15 protein-coding genes are annotated in these 15952 nt (G+C 69.4%); 9 read left to right on the forward strand and 6 right to left on the reverse strand.

Translation table 11 applies throughout. The annotated features are described in order from the left end of the window. The first annotated feature begins 172 nt into the window (after positions 1-172). The 8 genes from folE (at position 173) to LWW96_RS17720 (ending at position 8031) form a co-directional block, all read left to right on the forward strand. The gene (folE, locus tag LWW96_RS17685; RefSeq protein WP_291489171.1) at positions 173-901 is read left to right on the forward strand and encodes a GTP cyclohydrolase I; all 729 of its coding nucleotides are present in this window, start codon (positions 173-175) and stop codon (positions 899-901) included. A 4-nt stretch (positions 902-905) separates the two neighbouring features. After that, positions 906-1328, forward strand: a complete 423-nt coding sequence (locus LWW96_RS17690; protein WP_291489172.1) for a BLUF domain-containing protein — start codon at positions 906-908, stop codon at positions 1326-1328. A gap of 243 nt (positions 1329-1571) precedes the next feature. Continuing rightward, positions 1572-2453, forward strand: a complete 882-nt coding sequence (locus LWW96_RS17695) for a DMT family transporter (protein ID WP_291489173.1) — start codon at positions 1572-1574, stop codon at positions 2451-2453. 169 nt (positions 2454-2622) lie between these two features. Continuing rightward, positions 2623-3507 (forward strand): DUF429 domain-containing protein, encoded by an 885-nt coding sequence (locus tag LWW96_RS17700; RefSeq protein ID WP_291489174.1) that lies wholly within the window; start codon positions 2623-2625, stop codon positions 3505-3507. A 10-nt stretch (positions 3508-3517) separates the two neighbouring features. Further along, positions 3518-3745 carry a hypothetical protein gene (locus LWW96_RS17705; RefSeq protein WP_291489175.1) on the forward strand — a complete coding sequence of 76 codons (228 nt, stop codon included), beginning with the start codon at positions 3518-3520 and terminating at the stop codon, positions 3743-3745. A 163-nt stretch (positions 3746-3908) separates the two neighbouring features. After that, positions 3909-4580 (forward strand): histidine phosphatase family protein, encoded by a 672-nt coding sequence (locus LWW96_RS17710; RefSeq protein WP_291489176.1) that lies wholly within the window; start codon positions 3909-3911, stop codon positions 4578-4580. Positions 4581-4859: 279 nt separating this feature from the next. Then, positions 4860-6620 (forward strand): ABC transporter permease subunit, encoded by a 1761-nt coding sequence (locus LWW96_RS17715; protein ID WP_291489177.1) that lies wholly within the window; start codon positions 4860-4862, stop codon positions 6618-6620. A 34-nt stretch (positions 6621-6654) separates the two neighbouring features. Next, a complete protein-coding gene (locus tag LWW96_RS17720; protein ID WP_291489178.1) occupies positions 6655-8031 on the forward strand; it encodes a nitrate/sulfonate/bicarbonate ABC transporter ATP-binding protein in 1377 nt (458 codons plus the stop codon). 15 nt (positions 8032-8046) lie between these two features. Here LWW96_RS17720 and LWW96_RS17725 read toward each other — a convergent pair whose 3' ends face one another. Beyond that, positions 8047-8760 (reverse strand): MOSC domain-containing protein, encoded by a 714-nt coding sequence (locus LWW96_RS17725; RefSeq protein ID WP_291489179.1) that lies wholly within the window; start codon positions 8758-8760, stop codon positions 8047-8049. A gap of 105 nt (positions 8761-8865) precedes the next feature. After that, the gene (locus LWW96_RS17730; protein WP_291489180.1) at positions 8866-9414 is read right to left on the reverse strand and encodes a peroxidase-related enzyme; all 549 of its coding nucleotides are present in this window, start codon (positions 9412-9414) and stop codon (positions 8866-8868) included. Between the two features lie 98 nt (positions 9415-9512). Here LWW96_RS17730 and LWW96_RS17735 point away from each other — a divergent pair, with 98 nt between their 5' ends. Then, on the forward strand, positions 9513-10415 hold the full coding sequence (locus LWW96_RS17735; protein ID WP_291489181.1) for an AraC family transcriptional regulator: 903 nt from the start codon (positions 9513-9515) through the stop codon (positions 10413-10415). 123 nt (positions 10416-10538) lie between these two features. Here LWW96_RS17735 and LWW96_RS17740 read toward each other — a convergent pair whose 3' ends face one another. The 4 genes from LWW96_RS17740 to LWW96_RS17755 all read right to left on the reverse strand — a co-directional run bounded on the left by LWW96_RS17740 (position 10539) and on the right by LWW96_RS17755 (position 15884). Further along, positions 10539-11876: a tetratricopeptide repeat protein gene (locus LWW96_RS17740; protein ID WP_291489182.1), complete on the reverse strand. Its 1338-nt coding sequence runs from the start codon at positions 11874-11876 to the stop codon at positions 10539-10541. A gap of 136 nt (positions 11877-12012) precedes the next feature. After that, positions 12013-12621: a hypothetical protein gene (locus tag LWW96_RS17745; protein ID WP_291489183.1), complete on the reverse strand. Its 609-nt coding sequence runs from the start codon at positions 12619-12621 to the stop codon at positions 12013-12015. Between the two features lie 106 nt (positions 12622-12727). Further along, positions 12728-14131: an amidase gene (locus LWW96_RS17750; protein WP_291489184.1), complete on the reverse strand. Its 1404-nt coding sequence runs from the start codon at positions 14129-14131 to the stop codon at positions 12728-12730. A gap of 262 nt (positions 14132-14393) precedes the next feature. After that, a complete protein-coding gene (locus LWW96_RS17755) occupies positions 14394-15884 on the reverse strand; it encodes an ABC transporter substrate-binding protein (protein ID WP_291489185.1) in 1491 nt (496 codons plus the stop codon). Positions 15885-15952 lie beyond the last annotated feature (68 nt).

A 15952-nucleotide genomic window follows, 5' to 3' on the forward strand; every position in this document is an offset into this window, starting at 1 on the left:
CGTTGGCGCCGCGCGGTCGTGGAGGCAGCGGGCGTAGCGGGCGCAGTGCCGGGTTCGTGCATCCGGTGGGTATTGCTATGAATATCGTAGCTGTCTGCGCTTGTCCTGCAAGCGCTAGAGGCAAAAAACCCTTGAAACGGGCCGTGCGCCATTCGCTGTTACGATTCCAGCCATGTCCAGCCCCAAAGCCGCCGCTATGACCAGCACCCCGCCGGAAGACGAAGGCACGCCCGTCTCCGTGAAGATCCGCGAGCGCCTTGCCGCCGCCCGCAAGCGCTTCCATGCCAACGACAACATTGCCGAGTTCATCCAGCCCGGCGAACTGGAAAAGCTGCTGGACGAGGTCGAGGCCAAGATGCAGGGCGTGCTCGACAGCATGGTGATCGACACGGCGGGCGACCACAACACCCACAACACCGCGCGCCGCGTGGCCAAGATGTACCTGAACGAGGTGTTCAAGGGCCGCTACGTGACGCCGCCGGCCATCACCGAGTTTCCCAACGCCGAGCACCTCAACGAGCTCATGATTGTGGGCCCCATCACCGTGCGCAGCGCCTGCAGCCACCACTTCTGCCCCGTCATCGGCAAGATCTGGATCGGCGTGATGCCCAACGAGCACACCAACGTGATCGGCCTGAGCAAGTACGCGCGGCTGGTGGACTGGGTGATGGGCCGCCCGCAGATCCAGGAAGAGGCCGTGGTGCAGCTGGCCGACCTCATCATGGAAAAGACCCAGCCCGACGGCCTGGCCGTGGTGATGGAAGCCAGCCACTTCTGCATGTCCTGGCGCGGCGTGCGCGAGATGGACAGCAAGATGATCAACTCCGTGATGCGCGGCGTGTTCCTCAAGGATTCGGCGCTGCGCCGCGAGTTTCTCTCCCTCATTCCCCGAAAGGCCTGATCCCATGCTCGTTCGCCTGCTCTACGTCAGCCGCGCCGTGGACACCACGCCGTCGGCCATCGAAGCCATCCTCGCCGAAGGACGCGAGCACAACCCGGCCTGCGGCATCACCGGGGTGCTGTGCTACGGCGGCGGCATCTTCTTGCAAGCCATCGAGGGCGGCCGCACCGCCGTCAGCCAGCTGTACAACGCCATCCAGCGCGACAAGCGCCACAAGGATGTGGAGCTGCTGCACTACGAAGAGATCGAAGAGCGCCGCTTCGGCGGCTGGTCCATGGGTCAGGTCAACCTGACCAAGCTCAACCATTCCATCGTGCTCAAGTACTCCGAGCGGCCGGAGCTGGACCCGTACACCGTGTCGGGCAAGGTGTCGTTTGCGCTGCTGGAGGAGTTGATGGCGACGGCCTCTATCATTGGAAGGGCATAGAGATCACCCCCCTGAGGCGCTGCGCGCCTTCCCCCCGCTCTCGCACCGCTGCGCGGTGCGGGCAGGGGGACGCCACCAGTGCGGCGGGGCGGCCCTTGCACGGTGGCCTCCGGCTTGGGGCGCGCCAGTTGCAGATGCCTTGAGCGAAATTCAGCCCTTCGATCGATAGACCCTTTTGCGCCACACCAAGCCGCAGCCGCTAAGGCGTTGCGGCTTTTTGCATTCAAGCCGTCTTTCTCGCCCGTGACCCTCACCGCCTTCGCCCTCATCATCCTCGCCGGCCTGATCCATGCCTGCTGGAACATCGCCGCCAAGAAGGCCGGAGGCGATGCACGGTTTGCGTTCTTCACCTCCTTTCTCATGATGCTGTTCTGGGCGCCGCTGGGCTGGTGGCTGGGGCGCGATGCGGTGCCGCTGTGGGGCGCGGTGCAATGGGGCTTTGTGGTGGCCAGCGGGCTGCTGCATGTGGCGTACTACGTGATCCTGCTGCGCGGCTACCGCGTGGCGGACCTCACGGTGGTGTATCCGCTGGCGCGGGGCTCGGGGCCGCTGTTGTCGTCGCTGGTGGCCATCACGCTGCTGGGCGAGCGCATCTCGGCCCTGGGCGCATTGGGCATTGCGGGCGTGGTGGGTGGCGTGTTCCTCATTGCGGGCGGCCCGGGCCTGCTGCGTGCCGCACACGACCCCGCAGCGCGCGAGCGGGTACACAAAGGCATGCTGTACGGCCTGCTGACCGGCGCCTTCATCGCCAGCTACACGGTGGTGGACGGCTATGCGGTCAAGGTGCTGCTGATGTCGCCCATCCTCATCGACTACATGGGCAACTTCGTGCGCGTGGGGCTGCTCGCGCCCGTGGTGCTGCGCGACCTGCCCACCGCCCGCACGCTGTGGCGGGCCCAGTGGCGCTTTGCGCTGCTGGTGGCGGTGGTGAGCCCCGTGGCCTATGTGCTGGTGCTGTATGCGATGCAGCAGGCGCCCATGTCGCACGTGGCACCCGCGCGCGAGGTGTCCATGCTGTTCGCTGCCCTCATCGGCGGGCACTTGCTGGGCGAGGGTGACCGCGTGGCGCGCATCTTTGGCGCGGTGTGCATTGCGGCGGGGGTCACGGCCCTGGCGTTGGGATAGGGACACCCCCCTGAGGCGCTGTGCGCCTTCCCCCCGCTCTCACAGTGCTTCGCACTGTGGGCAGGGTGACGCAGCCAGCGCGGCGGGGCGGCCCTTGCGCGGCTGCCCTCGCGGCGGCGGCGCCGGTTTCGCAGGCTATTGGCAGCGCGTCGCGCTTCGTAAAACTGAAATGGTTACTGAGCAAGCCTCTCCTCTGATCATCGGCTGCGACTTTTCCAGCAGCCCCACGCGGCGCAAGCCCATCGTGCTGGCTCTGGGCCAGCGCCAGGGCGCGCGCGTGCAGCTCGCGGCGCTGCAGACGTTTGACACGTTGGCCGCCTGGGGCCGGTGGCTGGCCCAGCCCGGCGACTGGGTGGGCGGGTTCGACCTGCCGTTCGGCCTGCCGCGCGAGCTGGTGCAGGCCCTGGGCTGGCCCACCGACTGGCTGGGCTGCCTGCAGCACTACCGCCGCCTCAGCCGCGAACAGATCCGCGCCCAGTTTGCGGCGTTTTGCGACGCGCGCCCCGTGGGCGGCAAGTTTGCCCACCGCGCCACGGACGGCCCCGCGGGCTCCAGCCCGTCGATGAAATGGGTGAACCCGCCCGTGGCCTACATGCTGCACGCGGGTGTGCCGCGGCTGCTGGATGCGGGCGTGCACTTGCCCGGCTCGCATGCAGGTGACCGGCGCCGCGTGGCGCTGGAGGCCTACCCCGGCCTGCTCGCGCGCGAGGTGCTGGGCCGGCGCAGCTACAAGAGCGACGACCGCGCCCGGCAGACGCCCGACCGCCTCATCGCCCGCAAGGACCTGATCACGGCCCTCGAAGCCGGCCAGACGCGGCTGGGACTGCGCCTGAAGCTCAGCCACGCGCAGCGCGACGCCCTGGCGGATGACGCCAGCGGCGACCGCCTGGACGCCGTGCTGTGCCTGCTGCAGGCTGCCTGGGCCGAGCAGCGGCACACGGACTATGGCGATGCGCTGTACGGCCTGCCGCCCGCCATGGACCCGCTGGAGGGGTGGATCGTGGGGGCCGATGCCCCGGCTTTTTCGGGGATCGCGCCGCCACCGGCTGCGTAGCATGCAGGGGATGCGCAGCGCTTCCTGCTCCCTTTGGCCCGCCGTGGGTGCCCTGTGCCTTGTGGCGGCCGCCGCGTACGCCGGCCCGGCGCCGTGGTACTACTGGCGCAGCACGCTGGACGGCGCCCGCGTGTGCGCCCAGACCTCGCCCGGCTCCGCCTGGGAGCGCGACAGCGCCGCCTACGACGGCCCCGGTTGCCAGCCGCGCCGCAAGGTGCTCATCGTCCCCATGCGGTAGTGCGGGGGCACGGGTAACCGCAGGCCGGTGCCATTTGTTGCTATAAAAATAATAGCTGTCTGCGCTTGTTGCATAAGCGCTAGGCCCTGATTTTGCTTGCAATAATGTGCATGCATTCGATAATGCAGACCCGCCCCGCTCTCTGCACCGACCCGTCCCGCGCATGACCGAACTCATCCTGATCCGCCACGGCGAGACCGACTGGAACCGCGAACTGCGCTTCCAGGGCCACGTGGATGTGCCCCTGAACGCCACCGGCCATGAGCAGGCCCGCCGCCTGGCCGAACGCCTGGCCGCCGAGCGGCCCGTGGTGGACCACCTGGTCTGCAGCGACCTCATCCGCACCCGCGAGACCGCCACGCCCAGCCTGCAGGTGTACTTTCCCGAGCAGGCCATCGACACCCTCACCGACCCGGCGCTGCGCGAGCAGAGCTTTGGCATCGTGGACGGCCTGCGCGTGGACGACATCAAGGCAGACCACGCCGATGCGTGGGAGCGCTGGCTGCGCTTTGAGGCCGACTACGGCATGCCCGGCGGCGAGACCACGCGCCAGTTCCACACCCGCGTGATGGACGCCCTGCGCCGCATCGCCCAGCAGCACGCCGGCCGCACGGTGATGGTGGTCACCCACGGCGGCGTGCTCGACATGGTGTGGCGCACCGCGCGCGGCACGGGGCTGGAGGGCCCCCGCCAGAGCGACATCCCCAACGCCGGCCTGAACCGCGTGCGCCTGGACGGCGACGCGGTGGAGATCCTGCAATGGGCCGACACCCGCCACCTGGCCGACCTGCCGGAGCAGCCCGTGTACAACCAGAGCAAGCTGCTGGTGCGCTGACCTGGCCGCCCTGCCGGCCGGCCCGCATCAAGATTTCATCAAGACTGCAGCGGCCACCTTGACGCCGGTTATGGTGCGGTGCACCATCCGCCCGTCACCACTTCGGAGCCGCGCGGGGTACGCCCCGGTTGTCCATCCGTGTGAAGGGCGCCCCGGGAACCTCCCGCCCCGCGCCACGCACGCCCGCTACCTACTTCCTGGCCCCCGCCCGTGCCTGGCGCGCCGCTTTGTGCGCCAGGGCCTCACGGCCGCAACGCTGCACGCCGCAAAGAGCCCGCCATGCCTCCCGCACTGAAACACACCGCGCCCCAGTTGGGCGCCAGCGAGGCGCCCCGCGGCTTCGGCTGGGTGGACGCGCTCGTCCTGCTGGCGCTGCTGGGCCTCCTGTGGAGCGCCTTGCACTTTGGCAAAGGCATGCTCGTGCACTTCGACGCGGCCCGCGCCCCGTCGGTGGACGTGTCGCCCCGCCAGATTCCCTACTACGCCGGCCGCACGCTGCTGCGCATGTGGATCGCGTTCGCCTTCTCGCTGTGCTTTGCCATCAGCGTGGGCTACGTGGCGGCCAAGAGCCATGCCGCCCGCGCCGTCATCCTGCCCGCGCTGGACGTGCTGCAGTCCGTGCCGGTGCTGGGCTTTCTGTCGGCCACGGTGGCGGGCTTCATGGCGCTGTTCCCGGGCAGCCTGCTGGGCGTGGAGTGCGCGGCCATCTTTGCCATCTTCACCGGGCAGGTGTGGAACATGGCATTCGGCTTCTACCACTCCATGGTCACCATTCCGAATGACATGCAGGAGGCCGCGTCCACCTACGGGCTCAGCCCCTGGCAGCGCTTTCGCACGCTGGAGCTGCCTGCGTCGGCCCACAGCCTGATCTGGAACTCCATGATGTCGTTTGGCGGCGGCTGGTTCTTCGTGGCGCAGAGCGAGGCCATCAGCGTGATGAACCGCGACATCCAGCTGCCCGGCCTGGGCTCGTACATGGCGCAGGCCATCGCGCTGGGCGACCGGCCGGCGGCGCTGTGGGCCGTGCTGGCGATGCTGGCGCTCATCCTGGCCAGCGACCAGCTGGTGTGGCGCCCGCTGCTGGCCTGGGCCGACAAGTTCAAGATCGAGCTGACCGAATCCGCCGCGCCCGCCACCTCGTGGGTGTACGACCTGCTGCGCCGCGCCTATGTCTTTGAGTGGCTGGGCCGCGCCGTGGGCCAGCCTCTGGCGGACGCCGCGCAGGCGCTGCGCCCGCGTCCCGCGCAGGGGGGCGCCACGCGCGCCGCCGCACGGCCGGCGAGCCGCTGGCCGCTGCGCATCCTGGGCCTGGCTGCCGCGGCGTGGCTGGGGCTGGAGGTGCTGCGCGGCCTGCTCGCGGCCATCGCGGCGGTGCACGGGGCGGTCACGCCCGCAATGGTGGTCCACATCGTGGGGCTGGGGGGGCTCACGCTGCTGCGCGTGCTGGCCATGACGGTGCTGGCCACGCTGGTGTGGACGCCCGTCGGGGTCTGGATCGGGCTGCAGCCGCGCGTGGCGCGCCTGGCCCAGCCGCTGGCGCAGATCGGCGCGTCGTTTCCGGTGAACATGACCTTCCCGGTGGTGGTGGGCTTCTTCGTGGCCACGCACATGCCAATGAACTGGGGCAGCATCCTGCTGATCGCCATGGGCACGCAGTGGTACATCCTGTTCAACGTGATCGCGGGGGCCATGGCGATCCCCAACGACCTGAAGGAGGCCGCGCGCATCTACGGCCTGCGCCGTTGGGCGCTGTGGCGCACGCTGATCCTGCCGGCCATCTTTCCGTTCTGGGTGACCGGGGCCTGCACGGCCGCGGGCGGCGCCTGGAACGCGAGCATCGTGGCCGAGCTGGCCACCTGGGGCACCACCACCCTGCAGGCCGACGGCCTGGGCGCCTTCATTGCGCAGGCCACCCGGTCGGGCAACACGCCGCTCATCATCACCAGCATCGCGGTGATGTCGGTGTTCGTGCTGGTGATGAACAAGCTGGTCTGGCGGCGCCTGTACGCCTTTGCGGAACGCCGCTTCCGCCTGGACTGACAAGAAGGCCATGACGATGACGACAACAACGACCATGACGGTACAAGCAGCCGCATCCACCGCACCCGCCGCGCCCATCGCACAGCTCTGCGCCGTGACCAAGTCCTTCACCACCGCGGGCGGGCACGAGCTCAAGGTGCTCGACAACATCGACCTGGACATCCGCGAAGGCGAACTGCTGGCGCTGCTGGGGCAGTCGGGATCGGGCAAGTCCACCATCCTGCGCTGCCTGACCGGGCTGATCGAGCCCACGTCCGGGCGGGTCCTGGCCGACGGGCAGCCGCTGCACGGGGTGAACCCGGATGCCTCGGTGGTGTTCCAGACCTTTGCGCTCTACCCCTGGCTCACCGTGGCGCAGAACGTGGCCGTGGGGTTGATGGCGCACCGCGTCAGCCGGGCCGAGCGTGACGCGGCCGTGCAGCATGCCATCGAGCTGATCGGCCTGGGCAATTACCACGCGGCCTACCCGCGCGAGCTTTCGGGCGGTATGCGCCAGCGCGTGGGCATTGCGCGGGCGCTGGTGTCGCAGCCCCGGCTCCTGTGCCTGGACGAGGCCTTCAGCGCGCTGGACGTGCTGACGGCCGAGAACCTGCGCCAGGAGCTGATCAGCCTGTGGCGCGGCCATGGCACGGGCCCGAAATCGGTGTTCATGGTCACCCACAACATCGAAGAGGCGGTGGAGATGGCCACGCGCATCGTGGTGCTGTTTCCGCACCCGGGCCGCCTGGGCCTGGTGCTGGACAACCCGCTGCCCTACCCGCGCGACAGCCGCGACCCGGAGTTCCAGCGCCTCGTGAAAGTGATCCACGAAACCATCACCACCCTGGCGCTGCCCGACCTGCCGGCCGAGGCGCCGGTGGCGGGGCACCCCATCTCGCGGGCGCGCGGGCGCATGGAGTCGATTCCGCTGGTGTCGGTGGCGCAGATCCTGGGCCTGCTCAGCATCCTGCACGACACGCCGGAGCTATCCAACATCTACGACATCTCGGACGAGATCGGCAAGGAGTTCGGCGAGACCATCGCCCTGGTCAAGGCGGCGGAAATCCTGGAGCTGATCGAGACGCCGAAGGACGAGGTGCGCTTCACCGAGCTGGGCCGCCGCTTCGTGGCCGCCGACCGGCAGGGCCGCCGCGCGATCTTTGCCGAGCAGGTGTTCAAGCTGCGCATCTTTCACATCATCATTGCCCTGCTCAAGGAATACGAAGAGGTGGACGCTGCCCGGGTCATCAAGGACATCGGCAGCGCGCTGCCCTACGAGAACCCCGAGAAAACCTTCCAGACCATGATCGCCTGGGGCCGCTACGCGGGCCTGATGGACTGCAACCCGAACACGCAGAAGGTGTTCGTGCCCCGGGACGACGAGGGCGGGGAGGCGGCGGAAGGGGCGGAGGCGGGCGACGCCGAACGGTAGCGCCCTTCACGGGGCTCAGCCGGCCGCCTGGCCTGTCAGCCGGCGGCTCCAGTCTTCGGTGCGGCCTTGTTCCAGGCGCCGCGCGAACAGCTTGTGCCACGAGGGAGGCAGGGGCAGCGCCAGCACCGCGCCCAGCACGTCGGGGTGGCACTCGCGGTCGCGGATCAGGGCCAGCAGCCGCTGTACCGTCCAGCCGGGGTGGGGGCGCTCCAGCAGCTCCAGGGTGTCCCCGGCCTGCACCACACCGCTGTGCAGCGTGCGGCAGTACCAGCCGGCGCGCAGCGACTGCTGCACGCGCGCGGCCATGTCCGGCACGCCAAAGCGCAGGTTCAGCTTCCAGCAGGGCTGGCGGCCTTGCGTCACCACCAACACGGCCGTGCCCGCCCGCCAGTGGTCGCCCACGCACACGCCGGCCTCGTCCACGCCCGTCACGGCCAGGTTCTCGCCGAAGGCCCCCGGGGTTTGCAGCAACGGCTGGGGCAGCCCCGTGGCGGCCTCCAGCTCCTGCTGCCATTGCGTGTAGTGCGACCAGGCGTACAGGTGCACGGCCTTGTCGGGCCCGCCGTGCACGCGCAGGTCGGCCTGTGCATCGCCGGCCAGGCCCAGCGGGCCGATGGCGACGGGCTGGCCCACCGGGCGCTTGGCAATGGCGCTGGTGGCGCCGGCAGGCCCGAGCGGGGCCACGGGGCCGGCCAGCACCTGCAGGATGTGGGGTGGGGAGGATCGCATGCGGTTCCTGATGGCAAAGAGGTGGGGCTGAAAAACAGCGCGGGATGGCGCCCATTGTTCCAGGTGCGGTGCGGTGCGGGCGGCCCGCACCGCGCGGGCACGGCGCTACGCCGCCGGCCGCAGCTTCACGGCCGGAAAGTCCACCGGCACGTCGAAGGCCACGTTCACGTAGTTGGTGAACAGGTTCAGCGCCACATGGGCCAGGATCTCCACCACGGCTTCGTCGCTGAAGCCGGCGTCGCTCAGGCGCTGCACTTCGCTGGCCTCCACCTGCCCGCGGTGCTCCACCAGCTGCAGGGCAAAGCGCAGCGCGGCCTGGGTGGCGGCGTCGCTGGCCTGGCCTACCTGGGCGGCGGCCATCTCGTCAGCGCTGGCGCCGGCCTTGCGGCCCAGGGCCGTGTGGGCGGCCAGGCAGTATTCGCAGGCGTTGCGGTTGGCCACCGCCACGGCAATCTGCTCGCCCAGCTTGGCGCCCAGCGTGCGGCTGGCGCCCAGCGCACCAAACGCGGCCCACATGCTTTGCAGCGCGGCAGGCGAGTTGGCCACCGCGCGGAACATGTTGGGCGTAGCGCCAAACGCACCGTGGATCGAGTCCAGCAGTGCCTGGCGTTCGGGGGTGGTGTGGGCACGGTCGATGAGGGGAACGCGGTTCATGGTGAAAAGCTCCGGGAGTGAAGGGATGAGGTTCCCAGTGTGGGGGCGACATTCGTATGATTGGATGCATTCAATCCACAAAACATTGCAATTCATCCATGGCCGCCCCTTCAACCCCCCTCAGCGCGACGGCATCCGATAGCGGCGTGGACCGGCTCTCCGCGCTGCTGGAGCGTTTCCGGGTGCGCGCACACCTGTTCCATGCGGGGCCGCTGTGTGGCGTCACGCACTTCGCAGCGCAGCCGGGCCGGGCGTTTTTGCATGTGCTGCGGCGGGGAGACATGGAGGTCACCCACCGGCCCCAAAGCGGCGCGCCGCGCACGCTGCGGCTGACCGAGCCCACGCTGCTGTTCTACCCCCGGCCCCTGGACCACGACTTTCACAACGCGCCCGTGGACGGCAGCGATTTCGTGTGCGCCACGCTGGACTTTGACGGCGGCGTGCGCCACCCGCTGGTGCAGGCGCTGCCCTCGGTGCTGGCGCTGCCAGTGCGGCAGGTGCAGGGCATCGAGCAGACGCTGCAGCTGCTGTTTGCCGAAACCGAGCGCGTGCGCTGCGGCCAGCGCCTGCTGGCCGACCGGCTGTTCGAGGTGCTGCTGTTGCAGATGCTGCGCTGGCTGCTGGACCATCCGGCCGAAGGCGGCGTGCAGGCCGGCGTGCTGGCCGGGCTTTCGCACCCCAAGCTGGCCCGCGCCCTCACAGCGCTGCACGAGCAGCCCGGCGCCGCCTGGTCGCTGGACGCCCTGGCCCGTGCGGCGGGCATGTCGCGCAGCGCCTTTGCGGCCGAGTTCAAGGCGGCCGTGGGCACCTCGCCCGGCGACTACCTGCTGCGCTGGAGGGTGGCGATTGCGCAGGCCCAACTGCGCGGCGGCGCCGCCGTCAAATCGGTGAGTGACAGCCTGGGCTACGCCAGCCCGGCGGCTTTCAGCCGCGCGTTCACGCAGGTGGTCGGGGCATCGCCGCGGGCCTGGCTGCAGGGCGACCGGGACCCCATGCACTGACATGGCCCAGCAGGTGCAGTGCAGTCGATTTCGCTATTAAAAGTATAGCTGTCTGCGCTTGTCTGGAGAGCGCTGGGCGCCAAAAACATCCCAACGCGAACGCCCGCAACGCGACCGCGCCGCTCAGCGGGGCAGGCCCAGGGCCGTGTTGACCGCGCCGGCCTGCCGGGCCAGCCGCAGCGACTGCGGCTGCGCGTTGGCCTGCGGCTGCAGCAGGTTCTGCACCGCCGCCCACTGCCCATGGCGCTGCAGCGCGTCCAGCCAGATCTGGTGGAACAGGTCGCGCTGCGCGTGGCTGCCGCCGATCTCCACCAGCCGGGGCAGGGCCGTGCCCAGCTGCGCCGCCGCCGTGGCCCAGTCGCCCTCGGCGTGCGCCAGCAGCCCGTGCGCGGCGGGCACGCAGACCTGCTGCCACACGGTGCGCTCGTGGGCCTCGGTGCGGGTGGCGGCGTGCTCTTGCAGGTTCTGCAGCAGGGTGCGGGCCGCCGCCGCGCGGCCGGCGCGGGCCAGGCCGTAGAGGTATTGCAGGTCCAGGAAGGGCAGCACCTGGTCGGCCAGGCGCTGGCGTTGCAGGTAGTCGGCCACATCGGCCCAACGCGGGCCGACATCGACGCCGGCCAGCTCCAGCCGCGCGAGCAGCGACACCGCGCTGATCTGGTCCTGGGTGTATTCCTTGACCACGCCCCAGACCTGCTGGTCGTACAGGGCCAGGGCGTCGTCGTGGCGGTCGCGTTCGAGCAGGAACAGCGCCTGGTGCCACCAGTTGTGCGTGACCATGAAGGAGTTCAGGCCCGTCCAGGTGTCGCTCACGCTGGCCATGAAATCGGTGCCTTCCAGGATGCGCCCTTGCGTCAGCATCACATGGGCCAGCGCGTGGTGGGCCCAGGGTTCCTTGCGGCGCAGGGCGATGGCGTGGCGGGCGGCGGCTTCGGCCTCTTGCAGGCGGTGGCATTGCTCCCAGCCAAAGGCGAGCATGCCGTGCAGGTAGGGCACATCGGCCGCGGCGGGCACGGCCTGCAGGGCGATGCGCAGCATGCCGGGCGAGTTGCCGCGGTTGAACAGGTGGTACTGCCCCAGCTTGAGCGATGCCAGGTCGCGCGGGTGCAGGCGGGCCTGCTCTTCGTGCAGCGCGATGGCGCGGGGCAGGTCACCCTGAACCCAGGCGGCGACGGCGGCCACGAAGCGTTGTTCGCGCTCGGTGGCCTGGCTGGAGCGCGCCAGGGCCCGGTCGATGAAAGGGCGGGCATTGCGCGGGCCGTCCGCCGACTCGGCAAACAGGTGCAGCGCCGCGCAGCTGGCCTGCACGATGGGGCTTGCGTCCGCGGCGGCGTTCAGCACGTTCACCGCCCGGGCCTCGCAGGCGATGAAGCCTTCGATGAAGTCGTTCAGCGCGGGCAGGCTGGCAGGGTCCTGCAGGGTGACGGGGTTGCCGAGGCTGTCGGTCAATGGGGTGTGCTGCATGACGGCACCGTGGAGGTGGTTGGCGTGGATCGGCTTGATATCACCCTATACCGTTCGGGCTGAGCTTGTCGAAGCCCCGCGCCGCGCTTCGGCAAGCTCAGCGTGAACGGTTTGTAGGGGGGAAGACGAGGAGGCATTAGCCGCCCTGGATGAGTGCCAGGTAGGCCTTGCGGGTCTCCGGCGACACGGACGCGATCAGCTGATCGTGCGGGGTCTGGTGCCGCGCGAGCATGCGCGCCGTGGCAATGGCCTTGGACTTGCAGAACCAGTGGCAGGTGTGCTGCATCAGGAACAGCTCGGCCGTCATCATGTAGGCGCGGTCCTTGGGGGCCAGGTGCCCGGTGTTCTGCACCACATGGGCAATGCCGCGGGCATGGATGGCCAGGGCCCGGCGCATGTCGAAGGTCACCGCGGGCAGCAGCTTGTCCGCGAACGGAAACGCCACCGGCAGGCGGCTGACCCGCGCGTCGGCCTCGCTCACCCGCCCAAAGTCCGCGGCGAAGCGGTTGAACTGCTCGGCCAGTTGCAGCTCGGTGGTGCCCAGCAGCCGCCAGATCTGGTCGCGCCGCTCGTCGGTGCTTTCGCCCAGGGCCCGCAGGTAGCCGTCGGTGAGCGCTTCCATGAGCTTCTCGATCTGGTAATGGGCCAGGTGGCTGCCGAGCAGCACGATGCGCTTGCGCTGCTCCTTGGCATTGAGCAGGTAGGTGCCGGTGGCGATGAAGATCGCCAGAACGAAGAGGTCCATGCGGTGTTGTGCGGGAAAGAAGGCCCCGGGGGGCGGGGGAAGGGCGGGCCGTGTCTGCGTAGATTACCAACAACGCTGCCCACCACGGCCGCGCCGCCCCGTGACGTCAGGCGCCGGGCGGCTGGGGCCAGGGGCGCTGCGGGTCGCGGATCAGCTCGAACGCATGCGCCACCTGCAGCACGCCCAGGTCGTCAAAGCGCGGCCCCGCAATCTGCAGGCCGATGGGCAGGCCCGCAGCGGTGTAGCCGCAGTTGACGGACGCGGCCGGCTGCTCGGACATGTTGTACGGCACGGTGAAGCCGATGTGCTCCAGCGGCCGCAGCGGGTCGTTGGTGGGCGAGGGCAGGTCGGCCTGGAAGGCGACATTGGGGGCCACGGGCGAGATCACGTAGTCGAACGCGCTGCAGGCCTTGACGGTGTTCACCCGCGTCAGGTGGAACTGGTGGCTGGCGTTGAAGACCTCGGTGCCGCTCATGCCGGCCGCGCTGTCGGCCCAGGCGCGGATGTAGGGCAGCACCTTGGCGCGCCGCTCGGCGGGCAGCGCCTGCAGGTCAATGTACGAGCGCATGCGCCAGAAGTGGTCCATGCCGTCGAGCATGGCCTGGGTCATGAAGGGCTGCATGGGCACGATGGTGGCGCCTGCGCGCTCCATCAGACGGGCTGCGTGTTCGACGGCGGCTTGCACCTCCGGCTCCACGGGCAGGCCGCAGCCGGCATCCAGCAGCAGCCCGATGCGCAGGCCGCGCAGGCGCTCCGCGCCCTGGTTGAACTGGCCCCAGGCAATGTCCTGCGCGGGCAGGCTCATGCTGTCGCGCGCGTCGGGCTGGCTCAGCACCTGCATCATCAGCGCGGCGTCCTGCACGGTGCGCGTCATGGGGCCGGCGGCGCGGCCGGTGTAGGGCGGATCGATGGGGATGCGGCCCAGGCTGGGCTTCAAGCTAAAGATGCCGCACCAGCTGGCGGGCAGGCGCAGCGAGCCGCCGATGTCGGTGCCGATGTGCAGCGGGCCGTAGCCCGCAGCCGCGGCGGCGCCACCGCCGGCGCTGGAGCCGCCCGGGCCCTTGCTCAGGTCCCACGGGTTGCGCGACAGCGGGTGGAAGGAGGACAGGCCCGAGGACAGCATGCCGTAGTCGGGCATGGTGGTCTTGGACACCATGATCGCCCCGGCCGCACACATGCGGGCGGCGGGTGGTGCGTCGGCCGCGGCGGGCACCAGCTCCACGGCCGCGGTGCCCAGCGGGGTCGGGTCGCCCTCGGTGGCGATGTTCTCCTTGATGGTGCCGGGCACGCCGTCCAGCAGCCCCAGCGGTTCCCCGCGCAGCCAGCGCGCCTCGGACGCACGGGCCTGCGCCAGCGCGGCCTCGGGGCGCAGCAGGTACGTGGCGCGGATGTGCGGCTCCCACCGCTCCATGTGCGCCAGCACGGCCTGCGTGACCTCCACGGGCGAGAGCGTGCGCTGGCGGTAAGCGGCCAGCAATTCGTGGGCGGGGAGGTCGTGCAGGGCGGTCATGGCAGGGTTCAACAAGTAAAAATCGCCTTTAGCGCATATCCAGTAAGCGCCAGCAGCTATCTATTTAGGAGCTAATGGCTCCGTGCATTTTCAGGTATCCAAGGCGCTGGCACCGCTCGCAGCCTTGGATACTGGCGCGGCCCAGCCGCAGGCAGCCGAGCAAGGGCCGCCCCGCAGCGAGGGCTGCGTCCCCCTGCCCACATCGCGCAGCGATGTGAGAGCGGGGGGAAGACGCGCAGCGGCTCAGGGGGGTGTCCGAGTCTCAACTCCAGGACAGCGCCGACAGGTCGTTCACGAACACCGGCATGTCCTTCCACAGGCCCTTGAGGTTCTTGTTCGCCACCGTGATCCATTGGTTGGAGTACAGGAAGGCGTGCACCGAATCCTCGGCCAGCAGGCGCTGCGCATCGCCCAGCAGCTTGGCCCGGTCGGCGGGGCGGGCGGCGTTCTTGATCTGGTTGAACAGCTCGTTGAACTTGGGCGAGTTGTAGGCCCAGTAGTAGTCGGGCTTGGCAAAGTTGCCCAGGTCGAACGGCTCCACGTGGCTGATGAGGGTCAGGTCGTAGTTCTTGCTGCCGTAGGTGCCGCTGAGCCACTGCGCCCATTCCACGTTCTGGATCTTGGCGATGATGCCGACCTTGGCCAGCTGCGCCGCCACCACCTCGCCGCCCTGGCGGGCGTACGGGGTGGGCGGCAGCGTCAGGGTCAGCTCCAGCGGCGTCTTGATGCCGGCCTCGGTCAGCAGCTTCTTGGCCTTTTCGGGGTCGTAGGGGTTCACGCCCGTGGTGTCCACATAGCCGAACGCGCCGGGCACGTAGTGGCTGCCGATGGGCGCGCCGTAGCCGTCGCCCGCGCCTTCGATGACGGCCTTGCGGTCAATGGCGGCGGCAATGGCGCGGCGCACGCGCACGTCGTCCAGCGGCTTCTTGCCGTTGTTGATGGCCAGGATGGTCTTGGCGCGCGAGCCCGCCACGATCACCTGGTACTTCGGGTTGGCCTTGAACTGTGCCACGCTGCGTGGCGTGACGCGGGGGAACGCGTCCACATCGCCGGCCAGCAGGGCGGCCACCTGGGCGGCCGGGTCGGAAATGAAGCGGAAGGTGGCGCGCTTGATCTTGATGGCCTTGGCGTCGCGGTAGCCGTCCCAGGCCGTGAGCACCACCGAGGAACCCTTGTTCCAGGCCTGCAGCTGGTAGGGGCCGGTGCCCACGGGCTTGGTGGCGTTGGTGTCGGCGCTCTTGGGCTCCACGATGATGGAGGTGGCCTGGCCCAGCACGAACAACAGGTCGGGATCGATCTCCTTGTTGAGCAGCACCACGGTGTAGTCGTCCACCACCTGGGTGCTCAGCCCCGCGAAGGTGCGCTTGTCCTTGTTGGTGCTTTTTTCCGCGCCGGCGCGGTCGAACGAGAATTTCACGGCCGCGGCGGTGAAGGGCTCGCCGTTGCTGAACTTCACGCCGCGGCGCAGCTTGAAGGTGTAGGTCTTGAGGTCGGGCGAGACTTCCCAGCTCTCGGCCAGCAGGGGCGTGACGTTGCCGTCGGCGTTGATCTTGGTGAGCGTCTCGAAGATGTTGTACTGCACGATCTCGGCAATGGCCGAGGCCGCACCCGCCGTCGGGTCCAGGCCCGGGGGCTCCAGCGTCATGGCCAGTGTCACCGCATCCTTGCGGCCCTGCGCCAGGGCGGCGAGCGGAGTGGTCAGGGGCACGGCGGCCAGGGCGCCAGTGGCGAGGACGGTACGGCGGTTCAGCATGTTCGGACTCTCCAGACAAAAAACCAGACAACAACCATAAAACCCCCGGTGCAATTTGTTACCGGGGC

It is taken from the genome of Acidovorax sp. (genome assembly GCF_021287135.1).
Classification (GTDB): Bacteria; Pseudomonadota; Gammaproteobacteria; order Burkholderiales; family Burkholderiaceae_C; genus Acidovorax.